15 protein-coding genes are annotated in these 14,159 nt (G+C 69.7%); 7 read left to right on the top strand and 8 right to left on the bottom strand.

The annotated features are described in order from the left end of the window. Positions 1 to 26: 26 nt before the first annotated feature. Positions 27 to 2,069 carry an acyltransferase family protein gene (locus ACOAMO_RS01705; protein WP_420175870.1) on the top strand — a complete coding sequence of 681 codons (2,043 nt, stop codon included), beginning with the start codon at positions 27 to 29 and terminating at the stop codon, positions 2,067 to 2,069. A 39-nt stretch (positions 2,070 to 2,108) separates the two neighbouring features. Here the strand turns inward: ACOAMO_RS01705 and msrA are convergent, their stop codons facing one another. Then, positions 2,109 to 2,720 carry a peptide-methionine (S)-S-oxide reductase MsrA gene (msrA, locus tag ACOAMO_RS01700; protein ID WP_420175869.1) on the bottom strand — a complete coding sequence of 204 codons (612 nt, stop codon included), beginning with the start codon at positions 2,718 to 2,720 and terminating at the stop codon, positions 2,109 to 2,111. A gap of 53 nt (positions 2,721 to 2,773) precedes the next feature. On the opposite strand from msrA, the gene ACOAMO_RS01695 reads away from it, so the two are divergent. Further along, positions 2,774 to 3,283 carry an FABP family protein gene (locus tag ACOAMO_RS01695; protein ID WP_420175868.1) on the top strand — a complete coding sequence of 170 codons (510 nt, stop codon included), beginning with the start codon at positions 2,774 to 2,776 and terminating at the stop codon, positions 3,281 to 3,283. 32 nt (positions 3,284 to 3,315) lie between these two features. Here the strand turns inward: ACOAMO_RS01695 and ACOAMO_RS01690 are convergent, their stop codons facing one another. After that, entirely contained in the window at positions 3,316 to 4,008 is a 693-nt protein-coding gene (locus tag ACOAMO_RS01690) for a uracil-DNA glycosylase (RefSeq protein WP_420175867.1), read from the bottom strand. Continuing rightward, positions 4,008 to 5,243, bottom strand: coding sequence for an MFS transporter (locus ACOAMO_RS01685; protein WP_420175866.1), 1,236 nt, complete (start codon positions 5,241 to 5,243; stop codon positions 4,008 to 4,010). Before ACOAMO_RS01685 ends, ACOAMO_RS01690 begins: the two co-directional genes overlap by 1 nt. 58 nt (positions 5,244 to 5,301) lie before the next feature. Here ACOAMO_RS01685 and ACOAMO_RS01680 point away from each other — a divergent pair, with 58 nt between their 5' ends. From ACOAMO_RS01680 to ACOAMO_RS01670, 3 genes are all read left to right on the top strand, one after another. Next, positions 5,302 to 6,585 carry an AI-2E family transporter gene (locus ACOAMO_RS01680; RefSeq protein ID WP_420175865.1) on the top strand — a complete coding sequence of 428 codons (1,284 nt, stop codon included), beginning with the start codon at positions 5,302 to 5,304 and terminating at the stop codon, positions 6,583 to 6,585. Between the two features lie 70 nt (positions 6,586 to 6,655). Next, positions 6,656 to 7,750 (top strand): hypothetical protein, encoded by a 1,095-nt coding sequence (locus ACOAMO_RS01675; RefSeq protein ID WP_420175864.1) that lies wholly within the window; start codon positions 6,656 to 6,658, stop codon positions 7,748 to 7,750. Beyond that, positions 7,747 to 8,154 (top strand): DUF2089 domain-containing protein, encoded by a 408-nt coding sequence (locus tag ACOAMO_RS01670; RefSeq protein ID WP_420175863.1) that lies wholly within the window; start codon positions 7,747 to 7,749, stop codon positions 8,152 to 8,154. Before ACOAMO_RS01675 ends, ACOAMO_RS01670 begins: the two co-directional genes overlap by 4 nt. 78 nt (positions 8,155 to 8,232) lie before the next feature. On the opposite strand, the gene greA is transcribed toward ACOAMO_RS01670, so the two are convergent. Both greA and ACOAMO_RS01660 read right to left on the bottom strand, forming a co-directional pair. Beyond that, positions 8,233 to 8,739, bottom strand: a complete 507-nt coding sequence (gene greA / locus ACOAMO_RS01665) for a transcription elongation factor GreA (RefSeq protein ID WP_420175862.1) — start codon at positions 8,737 to 8,739, stop codon at positions 8,233 to 8,235. A 38-nt stretch (positions 8,740 to 8,777) separates the two neighbouring features. Then, on the bottom strand, positions 8,778 to 9,185 hold the full coding sequence (locus ACOAMO_RS01660; RefSeq protein ID WP_420175861.1) for a DUF4307 domain-containing protein: 408 nt from the start codon (positions 9,183 to 9,185) through the stop codon (positions 8,778 to 8,780). A 66-nt stretch (positions 9,186 to 9,251) separates the two neighbouring features. Between ACOAMO_RS01660 and mca the strand changes: the two genes are divergently transcribed. Continuing rightward, a complete protein-coding gene (mca, locus tag ACOAMO_RS01655; protein WP_420175860.1) occupies positions 9,252 to 10,178 on the top strand; it encodes a mycothiol conjugate amidase Mca in 927 nt (308 codons plus the stop codon). Between the two features lie 36 nt (positions 10,179 to 10,214). On the opposite strand, the gene ACOAMO_RS01650 is transcribed toward mca, so the two are convergent. Beyond that, complete coding sequence (locus ACOAMO_RS01650; protein WP_420175859.1) at positions 10,215 to 10,406, bottom strand: hypothetical protein; 192 nt, start codon at positions 10,404 to 10,406, stop codon at positions 10,215 to 10,217. Between the two features lie 112 nt (positions 10,407 to 10,518). Between ACOAMO_RS01650 and ACOAMO_RS01645 the strand changes: the two genes are divergently transcribed. Next, positions 10,519 to 12,576: a thioredoxin domain-containing protein gene (locus ACOAMO_RS01645; RefSeq protein ID WP_420175858.1), complete on the top strand. Its 2,058-nt coding sequence runs from the start codon at positions 10,519 to 10,521 to the stop codon at positions 12,574 to 12,576. Here the strand turns inward: ACOAMO_RS01645 and ACOAMO_RS01640 are convergent. Together ACOAMO_RS01640 and ACOAMO_RS01635 are read right to left on the bottom strand one after the other, a co-directional pair. Continuing rightward, entirely contained in the window at positions 12,548 to 13,207 is a 660-nt protein-coding gene (locus ACOAMO_RS01640) for a TetR/AcrR family transcriptional regulator (RefSeq protein ID WP_420175857.1), read from the bottom strand. The two genes, ACOAMO_RS01645 and ACOAMO_RS01640, sit on opposite strands and share 29 nt — an antisense overlap. Further along, positions 13,204 to 14,091 (bottom strand): CPBP family intramembrane glutamic endopeptidase, encoded by an 888-nt coding sequence (locus tag ACOAMO_RS01635; RefSeq protein WP_420175856.1) that lies wholly within the window; start codon positions 14,089 to 14,091, stop codon positions 13,204 to 13,206. The genes ACOAMO_RS01640 and ACOAMO_RS01635 overlap by 4 nt, the downstream gene beginning before the upstream one ends. Positions 14,092 to 14,159: the final 68 nt, after the last annotated feature.

Genomic DNA, 14,159 nt, shown 5'->3' with positions numbered 1-14,159 from the left:
GTGACACATCACCTACAGTCGGCCGGGTGCAGGCACACGGGGAACACCACAGGCATCGGCCCGAGATCCACGGCCTTCGTGGACTGGCGATTCTGTTGGTGGTGGTCTACCACGTCTGGGTGCACCGCGTCTCGGGCGGCGTGGACGTCTTCCTGTTCATCTCGGCCTTCCTGCTCACCGGCACCTTCATCCGACGACTCGACCGCGGCGAGCCCATCCGCCCCTTCGACTACTGGGCCCGTACCTTCAAGCGCCTGCTGCCACCGGCCGCCGTCGTGGTCCTGTTGACCCTGGTGGGGGTCTGGCAGTTCCTACCCCGCCTGCAGTGGCTGGAGGCCACCCGACACGCCCTGGGTTCACTCTTCCAGGTGCAGAACTGGGTGCTGGAGCACGAGGCCACCGACTACTACGCCATCAACGTGCTGGCCTCGCCCTTCCAGCACTTCTGGTCCCTGTCGATCCAGGGGCAGATCTTCCTGCTGTGGCCCCTGCTCCACGCACTGGCCGGCCTGCTGTCGCGGCGCTTGAAGGTGCCGCACAAGCCCGTGCAGGCAGTGATCTTCGGTCTGGTGCTGTGCACATCACTGGGCTGGTCGATCCACCAGACGGCCACCAACCAGCAGAGCGCCTACTTCAGCACCTTCACCCGGTTGTGGGAGTTCGCCGCCGGATCCATGCTGGCCCTGGGCATCGCGCGCCTGGAGAGCCTGTGGGGCCCCGGCCGGCGACGCCATGTGGGGCTGCGCGTCGTGCTCGGGTGGGTGGGGCTGCTGGGGCTGCTCTCGGTGGGCGCCCTGGTGGACGTCCGTGGCGCCTTCCCCGGCTGGGTGGCCATCCTGCCCCTGACCGCCGCGTCGTTGGTGATCGTGGCCGCCGACACCCGGCACCGCTGGGGCGCCGACCGATTGTTGTCGAGCCGACCCTTCAGCTTCCTGGGTGACATCAGCTACGCCCTGTACCTGGTGCACTGGCCCCTGTTGGTGATCTGGCTGGGCACCCAGGAGCACTCGGCGGCCGGTACCTGGGATGGTCTGGCGCTGGTGGTGACGAGCCTGGTGCTGGCCTGGGTGCTCACCCGTCTGGTGGACCAGCCGGTGCGACGCTCTGCCTGGTTGCGGCAGCGGACCTGGGCCAGTGCCACCGTGGCCGTCCTGGCGCTGGCGCTTGCCGCCGGCCCGACGCTGTGGGCCAAGAACCGGCTGGAGGAGCACGCCGCGCGACTGGAGCAGGCGGCGGCCCAGAAGAATCCGGGGGCGCGGGTCCTGCTGCCCGGCCACCAGGAGGTGGCTCCGGACGACTCGGCTCCCGTGCTGCCCCTGCCGGAGAACCTGGCCCAGAACTGGCACATGCTGCCCGAAGAGTGCCCCAAGGGCATGGTCCCGGAGGATCCCGAAGGCCTGCAGAACTGTCACATGACGCCCAACCAGGACCAGCAGGACCGGCCCTTGCTGGTGGTGGTGGGCAGCTCGCATGCCACCCAGCTGGCCGGCGCCATCCAACCCCTGGCCGAACGTCACAACTGGCGCATGGTCTCGGTGACCCGGCGCAGCTGCTACTTCGCGCCGGGGCAGCCCACCGCCAAGGACTGCGCGGAGCACAATGACCGGCTCGACGCGTGGCTGGACGAGGTCAAGCCCGATGCCCTGTTCACCCTGACCACCTTGGTGCCCCACGGCCAGATGGAGGTGCTGCAGCCGGGCACCGAGGAGAACATCGCCCGTCAGCGCGCCCGTGGTGGACGTTTCATCGCGGTGCGCGCCCATCCTCGCCTGCCCGGCAACCCCAATGAGTGCGAGGCAGACCCGAGCAAGACGGAGCAGGACTGCACCTACCGGCTCGCCGACAACATGCCGTCCAAGCGCCCCGACCAGGAGCTGCTGCGTGGAGCGGGGGCCAAGGACGTCTACGGGCTGGACCTGAGCCAGCAGATGTGCCCGGAGGGGGTCTGTCGCCCGATCGTCGGCAATGTGCGGGTCTTCATGGACTACACGCACGTCACCAGGCTCTACGCGGGCACCATGGAGCCCTTCGTCGACCAGCAGCTGAAGGATGCCGGCTGGCGCTGGTGACGGGCTGCCCGCCCGGCCCACCAGCGACGTCGGGGGTTGTCAGCCGCAGGTGACGCCGGTGGCGTGGACGGGGCAGTAGCCATTCGGGACCCGGTCGAGGTACTGCTGGTGGTAGTCCTCGGCCCAGTGCCACTGCGGCGCGGGCTGCACCGTCGTGGTGATCGGCCCGAAGCCGGCGGCGGCCAGCTTCGGCCCGAAGTCCGCCAGTGCCTCGCGTGCGGCCGTCTCCTGTTCGGGGCTGGTGGTGAAGATCGCCGAGCGGTACTGGCTGCCGATGTCATTGCCCTGCCGGTCGCCCTGGGTCGGGTCGTGGTTCTCCAGGAAGACCGCCAGCAGGTCTCGGTAGGAGACGCGGCGGGGATCGAAGACCACCCGTACCGTCTCCGCGTGGCCGGTCATCCCGGTGCAGGTCTCCTCGTAGGTGGGGTTGGTGTTGCTGCCACCCATGTACCCGGCCGCGGTGGACAGCACTCCGTCGGTCTCCCAGAACAGCTTCTCGGCGCCCCAGAAACAGCCCATCGCGAAGTAGGCCACCTCGGAGTTCGGGAAGTCCCGGTCCAGCGGGTCTCCGAAGACTCGGTGGTAGCAGGGCATGGCCAGTTGCGGCTGGTCGTGGTCGACGATCTGGATGTGTGCTCGCCCGAAGATCATGACGCACAGGCTAGCTCGCTGCAGGAAGCTGCCCGGGGCCATAGAGTCCTGTCATGGACCAGCAGCCGAGCCCCAGCACCCTCGTTCCTCCCGTGTCGGCCAGCCATGCCCTGGCGCAGCTCGCCCCGCTCGTGGGCACCTGGCGAGGGGAGGGGCGCGGCGTCTACCCGACGATCGAGGCCTTCGACTACGTGGAGGAGGTCACCTTCGTCGACGTCGGCAAGCCCTTCCTCGTCTACCACCAGCGCACCTGGGGGCAGGACGGAGCGCCGATGCACGTCGAGGTCGGCTACCTGCGCGCCCCGGCTGCGGGAGTGGTGGAACTGACCATGGCGCTGCCCACCGGTCAGACCGAGAACGGCTCGGGCACCTTCACCACCGATCCGCTGCACCTGCAGCTCGACTGCCGGGTGGACAACACGCCCAGCGCCAAGCGGGTGGATTCGAGCCGCCGCACCCTGCGCGTGGAGGGCGACGTGCTGGAGACCAGCTTCGACATGGCGGCGGTGGGGGAGCCGCTGCACAACCATCTGCGCTCCCGGCTCACCCGCCTGACCAGCTGACGGACCCACCCCAGCAGATCAACGCGAAGGGGTCAGGCCGACGCGGGGCTCGGCAGTCGCCAGTCGATCGCAGTGGCGCCCTGCTCCTGCAGCAGCGCGTTGACGCGGCTGAAGGGGCGCGAGCCGAAGAATCCCGAGCGTGCGCTCAACGGGGACGGGTGCGGGCTGGCGATCACCGGCACCTGGCCGAGCATGGGGGTCAAGGACTGCGCGTCGCGGCCCCACAGCACCGCCACCAGCGGGCCCCCGCGGGCCACCAGCGCCTCGATCGCACACTGCGTGACCTGCTCCCAGCCCTTGCCCCGGTGGGAGCCGGCGGCCCCCGGGCGCACGGTGAGCACCCGGTTCAACAGCAGCACACCCTGTTCGAACCAGGCCGAGAGGTCACCATGCTCGGCCGGTTCGATCCCCAGATCGTCGCGCAGTTCCACGTAGATGTTCTGCAGGCTGCGGGGCACCGGGCGCACGTCCGGCTCGACGCTGAAGCTCAGGCCCACGGGGTGTCCGGGCGTGGGGTAGGGATCCTGGCCCACCACCAGCACTCGCACGTCGGCCAGCGGACGGGTGAAGGCCCGCAGGACCCTGTCGCCGGCAGGCAGGTAGTTGCGCCCGGCGGCGAGCTCGGCGCGCAGGAACTGCCCCATCTGGTGCACCTGCTCCTCGACGGGTGCCAGCGCCTCGGCCCAGTCGGGCGCGATGATCTCGTGCAGTGGACGGGCAGTCATCACTTCTCCTCGGGAGCAGTCGGTCGGTCCTTGGGCATCAGCAGCGAACAGGCGGCGCCGGACAACAGCAGTGCACCACCGATGGCGAAGGCCGGCCCCAGTCCCAGGGCGTCGGCGATCGCGCCGGCGGCCAGCGGGCCGATGATGGCGCCCAGGTCGCTCATCATCGAGAAGGTGGCGATCGGGGCGCCGCCACGGCCGGCGGTCACGTCTCCCACCACGGCGGTGGGGGCGGTGGAGTGCGCAGCCGACCCGAGCCCGTAGAGGCACAGGATCCCGGTGAGCACCCAGATCGCCCAGGCGTGGTCGATCCGTGCGGACAAGGGCATCAGGATGGCGGCAAGACCGGTCGACACGCCTGCCATCACCATCATGGGGCGGCGTCCGACGGTGTCGACGGCACGCCCCACCGGGCCGAGCACGGCGGTCTGGGCGACGGCGGCGACGGCGAAGGCGATCCCGGTCCACGACGGGCTGCGGTGCAGTCCTTCCACCACCAGCACCGGCACCAGTGAGCTGCGCACCCCGAAGGACTGCCAACCCTGGGCAAAGTTGGTGACCAGCGCGGCCCGGTAGCGCACGTCGACGATGGCCTCGCGCAGCGTCATCTGTGGCTTCTGCGTCACCTCCGCCTCACGCTCGGGGCGGCTGAGCAGCGACAGGGCCACGATGCCGGCCGCCAGCAGGGTGGCGGCGTAGACGAAGAAGGGCGCCGTCAGCGAGATCGCGGCGAAGACGCCGCCCACCGCTGGCCCGGCCATACCGCCCAGCAGGAAGCCTCCCGAATACAGGGCGCTGGCCCGGCCGCGCAGATGGGGTTCGACGGTGCGCAACAGCAAGGACATCGCTGCCACGGTGAACATGGCCGAACCGATGCCACCCAGGCCTCGCATCAGCAGCAAGGCCCAGAAACTGGTCGCCAGGCCGGCCGCCGCGGAGGAGGCGGCGACGATGAACATCCCGGTGCCCAGGACGGTGCGTTCCCCGAAACGGCCGATCAGTGGCGGTACCCCCGGGCTGGTGACCAGGCGCATCAGTGCGAAGGAGCTGATCACCATGCCCACCATCAGGTTGGTCACCTCGAAGCTGCGGGCGAAGACCGGCAGCACGGGCACCATCACACCGAAGCCGACCGCGACGCAGAAGGCGATCACCGACAGCACGGTCACGTCGCGCGGCAGCCCTTCGCGGCTCTGCAGCCAGGCGGGGCGTCGGGTGGGGGCGGGCGTGGGCACGCGCACAGGTTAGCCTTGCAGGCGACAGTTCTGCCCATCCGATTCGAAAGGCTGCCGAATGGCGCACAGTGCAAGCGAGGGTCCACGCACGGGGCAGGACGCCCAAGCCCAGGCAACCCAGACCCAGGAAGCCAACGCCAAGGAAGCCCGGGCCGAGGAGCAGGAGGGAGTCCAGCTCCCCTCCCGCGCCGAACTCGCCGCCCAGGCTGCGACGCCGGGTAGCGTGCCGCACGGCATCAAGCTGGCGGCCGGTTGGTTCTGGCGACTGCTGGTCATCGGGGCCGGCATCTACGGTCTGTGGCGTGTCATGGCGCTGCTCTCGGCGGTGATGATCCCGCTGATGGTGGCGGTGCTGCTGGCGGCCGCGCTGTGGCCGCTGCGCACCTTCCTGCACCGCAAGGGAGCCTCGCGCGGTGCGGCGGCGGGGCTGAGCCTGCTGCTCCTGGTGCTGCTCGTGGTGGGCATCTTCACCTTGGTGGGCACGCAGATCGCCTCGCAGTCCTCCGAGCTAGCCGACGCCTCGGTGGCCAGTTACGAGCAGTTCATGAACTGGCTCGGCAACGGCCCGCTCAACATCCACCAACCCCAGATCGACGCCTGGACCGAGAAGGTGACCGAGTGGGCCAAGACCCAGCAGTCCGCGGCCGCCGGGCTCGCCACCGCGGCTGGTTCGACGGTGGGCAACTTCTTCGCCGGTATCGCCCTGGCCCTGTTCGCGCTGTTCTACTTCCTCTTCGAGGGTGATCGCATCGCCCGGGCCGGCTTCCAGCTGGTGCCCCGCGACGCGCGTGCGCGGATCATCGACGCGTCCCACCGCGGCTGGATTTCCCTGGTGGCCTATGTGCGTGCGGCCGTGATCGTCGCCTTCGTCGACGGCCTGGGGGCCGGCATCGGCGCCGCGGCGGTGGGGTCCAACCTCTTCCTGGCGATCGGTGCCCTCACCTTCATCACCGCCTTCATCCCCCTGCTGGGCGCCTTCGTCGCCGGGCTGGTCTCCACCAGCGTGGTGCTGCTCACCCTGGGATGGGTGAAGGGCGTCATCATGCTCGTGGTCTTCGTCCTGGTGATGCAGCTGGAGGCGCACGTCCTGCAGCCCTTCCTGCTGGGCAAGGCCGTCTCCATCCACCCGCTGATGGTGCTCTACGGCATCGCAGTGGGCGGCGTCCTCGGCGGGATCGTCGGGGTGCTCTTCGTGGTGCCGCTGCTGGCCTTCGCCAATGCCTTCATCCGCGCGATGGTCTCGCACCACCAGGACTCCGACGAGCCGGCGCCGCCTGCCGACGACCCGGTCACTGATGGCAAGAACGGCGAGCAGGAGGCTGCCGGGGCCGCGACCGCCTGAGCCCCTGATTTACCCCGCATTCGTGCAACCGCCCCTTCCGGAATGGAAGGGGCGGTTTTACATTCGTGGCATGGAGCCCGACCTGACACCCATCCTGGAAGACTTGGCGGCAGGCCGCATCACCGCGGCAGAGGCCGATCGCCGCATCGAGCATGCCCGCAATCCGGCAGGGGAACCCGACGCTGAGGCGCCCCCGTCGTCGGCCCCGGAGCCGGAGGAGCCGAGTTGGGGTGACATCGCTCGCGACCTGCTCGGTGCCGCCAGTGGGCTGGCCCACAGCGCGGGGCTGGGCGTGCAGCAGGTGGGGGAGCGCCTGCAGGACAGCGCATCGTCATCGGCAGGCGATTCCCAGCGGACGCGTGGCCCGGTGGCTGCCGCGGTGACCCCGGAACAACCGGCCGGCAACCAGGGCGTGGAGCGGGTCAGCCTGCGAGCCACGGGACGCCGGGTGCGCATCATCGGCGACCCGTCGATCGCCACCGTGACGGTGGACGGCCCCCACGTGTTGCGTCGCAGCGGGAGCACCATGGAGGTGACCTGCGACGGAGAGCTCGGCGCCTCCCGCGACGGCTTCAGCGTGCTGAGCGGGCCGCTGCTCACCCACGGCCTGGGCGGCCTTCGTCACCTGGGGCTCGAGGAGCTGCGCGCCATCGGACTGGGCAAGCAGGTGCTGCTGCGGGTGAACCCCGCGATCCCGGTGGATGCCGAGGTGACTGCCGGAAGCCTGACCACCGACCAGGTGCGCTGGCTGGGGCGGATCCGCGTCACCGCCGGTGGTGCCACGCTGCGCGGCGTCCACCAGGTGGCCGACGCGCTGGTGCAGGCCGGCGGCGCCACGGTGGCGGGTGTGCTGGCAGGCGGGCGCTCCCGGGTGCGCGTCGAGTCGGGGAACCTCGTCGTCGAGCTGCCCCGTGAGGCCGACGTGACGGTCCGCGCCGAGGCGCAGGTGGGGCGCATCGCCTGGCCGGGTGGAGCCGCCGCCTTGCACGAGTACCAGGCGGGGCAGGGCAGCGGACGGTTGGACGTGACGGTGGTGATGGGCGGGGCGACGGTGCGTCACGAGGGCGTCGAGGAGCCCCCGCAGGATGCCCAACAACAGCAGCAGCCACAGCAGGACGGCCCGGACGAGACCTCGGGCCCCGCCAAGGACCAGGAGCAGCCATGACGCACGCAGCCAGCAACCACGCGGCCAATACCCCCGCGGCCAGTACCCACCGGGCCCCTGCCGACTGCCCGGTGTGCAGTCACGAGCTGATCACCACCCGCCTGGGCTGTGCCCACTGCGGCACGGAGCTGGCGGGCCGTTTCGAACGCTGCGGCTTCTGTGCCCTGAACGCCCAGCAGGCCGAGCTGTTGACCGTCTTCCTGGCCTCCCGGGGGAACCTCCGCGAGGTGGCCAAGGCGCAGCAGGTGAGCTACCCGACTGCGCGGGCGCGGTTGTCGTCGCTGCTCCAGGCGCTGGGGATCGAGGAGCAGGGTGCCGAGCCCAGCGCCCCCACCCGAGCCGAGGTGCTGGCCCAGGTGGAGGCAGGCGAGCTGACCCCGGCGGAGGCGGCTCGGCTGCTCTAGGAGCCCCGGACACCGAATCGCGTCCCGCTCGATCGAGCGGGACGCGATGGTGCAACCGGGGCGCTGTCGGCGCGGGGATCAGGCCTGGAAGTTCTCCACCTTCACGATGGTGACCTCGATGGTCTTGCCATTGGGGGCCTCGTAGCTGGAGGCCTCGCCGACCTTCTTGCCGAGCACGGCGGCGCCCAGCGGCGACTGGGGGCTGAAGACCTGGATGTCGACCGAGTCGTCCAGGCCCATCACCTCACGCGATCCCAGCAGGAAGGTGTCGGTGTCGTCCTCGTCACCGAAGTAGGCGACGGTCACCTGGCTGCCGGGGGCGGCCTCGCCGGTCTTGGCGGCCTCGCCCACCTGGGCGCGACGCAGCATGTCCTCCAGCTGCAGGATGCGGGCCTCCATCTGGCCCTGCTCCTCGCGAGCGGCGTGGTAACCGCCGTTCTCGGACAGGTCGCCCTCGTCGCGCGCCTGGGCGATCTTGGTGGAGACCTCGATGCGGCCGTCGCCCTTGAGGTACTCGAGCTCCTCGGAGAGCTTGTCGAAAGCCTCCTGGGTCAGCCAGATGGTGTCGGTTGCATTCTCAGTCATCCGAGAAATCTATCATCGACGGCAGATTCCCCAAAGGATCACGCGACGCGACAGCTGGTCACCTCGACGCTGACGGCACGGTTGACCGTCTTGACCGGAATTCGGGTGCGGGTGATCTTCTCGGTGCCCGGGGGGATGGTGGCCTCCAGCTCACCGACGCGCACGAAGTTCTCTGCCGTGGCCTCCAGGACGCACACCACGGGGGTGGCCGGGTCGCGTCGCTGGACGCGCAGGTCTGCGACGATCTCGTGGTCATCGGTCTCGGTGAAGCCATAGACGTCGGCGGAGACCGGCGGGGTGGCGGAGGTGCCGCCGGCCCAGACCAGCCAGCCGGCCAACAGGGCAGTGAGCACCGCCACCAGCGCCAGGTAGATCCGGCGACGCGACGGCGGGACGGCGTAGCGGGCTTCGATGCGGGAACGGTCGGCCTCGGTCAGGGTGCTCACCTCTCCATTGTGCCCATTCCCGGACGAGCACGGTTCTCGGCCGTGGGGTTCGGCACAATGGGGGGCATGTCTGAATTCCCTGGGGGCCCCGGTGCCCGTCCCGAACTGAGGCTCATGCACGTCCACGCCCACCCCGACGACGAGTCGAGCAAGGGGGCCGCCACCACGGCCAAGTACGTGGCGGAGGGAGCCAAGGTGATGGTCGCCACCTGCACCGGGGGCGAGCGCGGCAGCGTCCTGAATCCCAAGATGGACCGTCCCGAGGTGTGGGCCGACATTGCCGCCATCCGGCACCTGGAGATGGACACGGCCCGTGAGATCCTGGGCGTCGAGCAGCGCTGGTTGGGCTACATCGATTCGGGCTTCCCCGAGGGCGATCCGCTGCCGCCACTGCCGCGGGGTTGCTTCGGCCTGGTGGATCCCGACGAGGCGGCACGTCCGCTGGTGCGCCTGATCCGTGAGTTCAAGCCGCAGGTGGTGACCACCTATGACGAGAAGGGTGGTTACCCGCACCCCGACCACATCATGTGCCACAACATCACCATGGCGGCCGTGCAGCAGGCGGGCGACCCCAACCTGCACCCTGACATGGGACCGGCCTGGCAGGTGAGCAAGCTGTACTACCACATGGGCTTCCACCGGCTGCGCTTCGCGGCGCTCGATGCGGCGATGCACGAGAAGGGGCTGGACTCGCCCTACAAGGACCGGCTGGCCAAGTGGGAGGACTTCGAGTACGAGAAGCGCATCACCACCCGGATTCCCTGCGGGGAGTACTTTCCGGTGCGCGATGCGGCGCTGCTGGCCCACGCGACACAGATCGACCCGGACGGGCCGTGGTTCGCGGTGCCGACGGAGGTGCAGCAGCAGGTGTGGCCGACCGAGGACTACGAACTGGTCTTCAGCACCGTGCCGACGATGTTGCCGGAGGACGACCTGTTCTCGGGTCTGCGCGAGGTGGAGCCGGACGACGCCAGCGAGGGTTGGCAGATCTGACCCTTCGGGGGCCTGCCCGGGACTCCGGGCCGCGGGTCAGTCGTCGAGCGTCGTGCGCTCGAATTCCTGGGCCTTGCGGCCCTCGGGGGTCAGGTCGGCCTCGTAGGGGATCGAGGGGTCGATCCTGCGGGTGTGGCGCCTCAGGCTCAGCGAACCCAGGATGATGAACGCGGCGATCACGCAGAAGGTGATGAAGTTGAGCGTTCCGCTGGCAAGCATCAGGTTCATGGCTGCAGGATACGCGCACTCGGGCAGCAATGCCCCTCCAGGGGGTGGCCGGGTGTTTCAGGCCTGGCTCGCTCCTGTCGGCCCCTCCCCACGTCTTGGCTAGGCTGTGCGCGTGTCGAACCGTCTTGCCGAGTCCACCAGCCCCTACCTGCAGCAGCACGCCCACCAGGAGGTGGACTGGTATCCGTGGGGGCCGGAGGCCTTCGAGGTTGCTCGCCAGAAGGACCTGCCCCTGCTGGTGAGCACCGGTTATGCCGCGTGCCACTGGTGCCACGTGATGGCCCACGAGAGCTTCGACGACCACGAGACCGCGCAGTACATGAACGAACACTTCGTCAGCGTGAAGGTGGATCGCGAGGAGAATCCCGACGTGGACGCCGTGCTGATGAACGCCACCCAGGCCCTGACCGGCCAGGGCGGCTGGCCGATGACGGTCTTCCTCACGCCCCAGGGTGACCCCTTCTTCGCCGGCACCTACTTCCCACCGGTGCCTGCCGGCAACCAGCCGAGCTTCCGTCAGGTGCTCGAGGCGCTGGCCGGGGCCTGGCAGCAGCGACGCGAGGAGGTGCTCGGCTCGGCGCAGAGCATCACCGCGCAGCTGCGTGAGCTGAATCCCGTCGAGGCCAGTGACGCGGTGCCCGGCTCGCGCGAGACGCTGGAGCTGCTGGGCAAGGACTACGACATGATCCACGGTGGCTTCGGCACGGCGCCGAAGTTCCCGCCGGCCATGGTGCTCGACGCACTGCTGGTCAAGGGCGATCCCACCAGCCTCGACATGGCGCAGCTGACCTGCGAGATGATGGCCCGCGGCGGCCTGTACGACCGGGTGGGTGGCGGTTTCCACCGCTATGCCACCGACGTGGGCTGGGTGGTGCCGCACTTCGAGAAGATGCTCTACGACAATGCCCTGCTGCTGGGCAGCTACACGCGCTGCTGGCGTCGCACCGCCGACCACGACGGCTACAAGCGTGAGCTCTACGAGCACGTCATCTACTCCACCGTGGAGTGGCTGGAGCGCGAGATGCGCACCGAGCCCGTCGACGGGTTGGGCGGGGGCGCCTTCGCCGCCAGCCTGGACGCCGACAGCGTCGACATCCGCGGCATGGTGGCGGAGGGCATCTACTACGTGTGGAGCCCGGAGCTGCTGGACGACGCCCTCGGCGAGCAGGACGGCGGTTGGGCCCGGCAGGTCTTCCACGTCCACGACGCCGGCACCTTCGAGCATGGCCTGTCGACGCTGCAGCTGCACGGTTCCCCCGATCGCGAGCGCCTCACCCGGGTGCTGGAGAAGCTGCGGGCCGAGCGCCAGAACCGCTTCGCCCCCGCCCGCGACGACAAGGTCGTGGCCGCCTGGAATGGGTGGCTGATCGACTCGCTGGTCACCGCCGGCATGGTCTTCGGCGAGGCTGACTGGCTCGAACTGGCCCGCGGTGCCGCCGAGGCCGTCTGGCAGGTGCACGTCGACCAGGCTGCCGATCGTTTCGTGCGCACCTCGCGGGACGGCAAGGCGGGATCCACCCCCGCCGCCGCCGAGGACCACGGCGCCCTGGCGCTGGGCCTGGCCCGGTTGGCCGGTGCCCTGGGTGACGCGACCTGGCTGGAGCGTGCGGTCTGGCTCCTGGAGCGCGCCGACCGGCTCTTCGGCGCCGACGACGGCGGCTTCTTCGACGCCGAGGCCAGCGACGAGCTCTTCACCCGCGCCCGTGACCTGACCGACAACTCCACCCCGTCGGGAACCAGCTCGCTGGTGGCCGCGCTGCGCCTGGCGGGCCTGATGGCTTGCCGCGATGACCTGGTGGCCCGGGCCGATCGGGCCGCGCGCACCACCTGGCCGCTGGTGGCCGCGCAGCCGCGCTTCGCGGGCTGGTCGCTGGCCGATGCCCTGACCCAGGACGAGGCCCGACGGGGGCTGCGTCCCGCCCAGGCCGTCATCGTCGTCCCGGAGGGCTCCGAGGGGATCGATCGAATGGCCACGGCGGCCTTCCGGATGGCCCCGGCAGGCTCGGCGATCATCGTCGCGCCCGAGGGAACCAGCGGCTTCGGGCACCTCTTCGACGACCGCACCGCTCGCGACGGTCAGGCGAGCGCCTATGTCTGCCGTGGTGAGGTCTGCTTCGAGCCGACGAGCGACTATGCGGAGCTCAAGACTCCGCTGTGGACTCGCTGCTGACCTCCTCGGCCGCCCCGGGCGTCACCGGCCAGCCGGTCAGCAGGGCCTCCAGACCGAGTCGGAACTGTTCGTCGGGCTGCCAGTCGTAGCCCTCGGCCATGGCGCGTCCCAGGTGGGGGAGCGCGGCCACGTTCGCCATCGCCTGCTCGGGGGTGGTGTCGCTTCCCCCGGTGGGTTGGCGCACCTCGCCCTGCACCTTGCCGACGGTGAAGGCCACCACGCAGTCCAGCAGTGGCATGGCCGCTGCCGGGGGCAGTCCTTGGTCTGCCAGCCGCCCCAGCGTCTGGTCGACCAGCCCCAACAGTCGTGGGGTGACCACGGGCCGGGTGGCCACCAGGGCCACCAACTGGGGATGCTGCAACAGGGCCCGTCGCAGTTCGTGGGCCAACGAGGCCACCTGCCGACGCCAGCTGCCGTCGGTCTGGGGGTGCAGCTCGCTCCACAGTTCGTCGACGACCAGGTCGAACAGTGCCGCCTTGTTGGGCACGTGGTGGTAGATCGTCATCGGGTCGACACCCATGGCGGCGCCCAGCCGACGCATGCTGAAGCCCTCGACGCCCTCGGTGCCGAGCAGCTGCGTCGCGGCCCGGACCACCTGCTGGACGGTCGTGGTGGCTGGCCTGGGGGTCATGACGGCTCCGGGGTGCTGGTGGGGCTGGTGAAGAAGAGACGACGGTCGTGCCAGAGTACCCACACGCAGATGGGGATCAGGATGGCGGTCTGGATCACCTTGGTGTCGGGGAGGGTGTGCAGGATCTCGTTGCCCACATTGGCGCACAGGTGGAAGACGATCGGGATCCAGATGTTGCGTCGGCTGCGGTAGTAGAACCAGTTCATCAAGATCATGAGGGGCAGGATCGAGAACATGAAGTTGGCGCTGGCCAGCGCGCCCACCTCCACCACCTCTGCCTGGTAGGAACCCTTGATCGCCGCCAGTGGAATGTGCCAGAAGGCCCAGAAGATGGCGAAGACCCAGGTGGTGCGCCACACGCTCCACCGCGTGGTCAGGGCGTCGGTGCCGTAGCTGTGCCAGGCCAGCTCCTCGACGAAGGGGGCCAAGGTCACCGCCACCCACCCCGAGATGGCGCCCATCGCCACGGAGGAGCTCGTCTTGATGGTGAACTGCTCTGCCGGCCCCCCGAAGGCGACGGAGACGGCGGTGGCCGCCACCAGCGACAAGGGAAGCAGCAGGGCCGCGCCCACCGTGTCGGCCACGGTGACGCCGCGCAGGGTGAGGCGTTGCCGGGTGTCCCTGCGCAGTACCGGATCACGCCTGGTGAGGGCGATGGCGACGGCCACCGGGGCGAGCAGCCCCAGCAGGGCGAGCGCCGTCGTCACGCTGGTGAGTGCCGTGGTCATCGGCTCGATGCGGGAAGTGACGGCAGCCATGCCCCACAAGGCCCAGGGGATGGCGATCGACAGGCCGAAGAAGAGCCAGGGATGGCGGTAGTGGCGCACCGCCTCCGAGGCGACGGCAGGGGGTTGGAGTGATTGGAGGAGCTGCTTCCTGGTCATGCCCCCACGGTATTTCTACGGTGTAGAAAAAACATCGGGAAAGATCCTGACTTCCCCTCCCGGGGAGG

Source organism: Luteococcus struthionis, from assembly GCF_048595755.1.
GTDB lineage: Bacteria > Actinomycetota > Actinomycetes > Propionibacteriales > Propionibacteriaceae > Luteococcus.
Note: the sequence above shows the minus strand (reverse complement) of the source record. Positions and strands in the feature narration are given on the sequence as shown.

Coding starts and splice junctions, on each gene's coding strand:
- msrA (WP_420175869.1), bottom strand. CDS start 2,720: ATGATCTTCGGGCGAGCACACATCCAGATCGTCGACCACGACCAGCCG.
- ACOAMO_RS01695 (WP_420175868.1), top strand. CDS start 2,774: ATGGACCAGCAGCCGAGCCCCAGCACCCTCGTTCCTCCCGTGTCGGCC.
- ACOAMO_RS01690 (WP_420175867.1), bottom strand. CDS start 4,008: ATGACTGCCCGTCCACTGCACGAGATCATCGCGCCCGACTGGGCCGAG.
- ACOAMO_RS01680 (WP_420175865.1), top strand. CDS start 5,302: ATGGCGCACAGTGCAAGCGAGGGTCCACGCACGGGGCAGGACGCCCAA.
- ACOAMO_RS01675 (WP_420175864.1), top strand. CDS start 6,656: ATGGAGCCCGACCTGACACCCATCCTGGAAGACTTGGCGGCAGGCCGC.
- ACOAMO_RS01670 (WP_420175863.1), top strand. CDS start 7,747: ATGACGCACGCAGCCAGCAACCACGCGGCCAATACCCCCGCGGCCAGT.
- greA (WP_420175862.1), bottom strand. CDS start 8,739: ATGACTGAGAATGCAACCGACACCATCTGGCTGACCCAGGAGGCTTTC.
- mca (WP_420175860.1), top strand. CDS start 9,252: ATGTCTGAATTCCCTGGGGGCCCCGGTGCCCGTCCCGAACTGAGGCTC.
- ACOAMO_RS01650 (WP_420175859.1), bottom strand. CDS start 10,406: ATGAACCTGATGCTTGCCAGCGGAACGCTCAACTTCATCACCTTCTGC.
- ACOAMO_RS01640 (WP_420175857.1), bottom strand. CDS start 13,207: ATGACCCCCAGGCCAGCCACCACGACCGTCCAGCAGGTGGTCCGGGCC.
- ACOAMO_RS01635 (WP_420175856.1), bottom strand. CDS start 14,091: ATGACCAGGAAGCAGCTCCTCCAATCACTCCAACCCCCTGCCGTCGCC.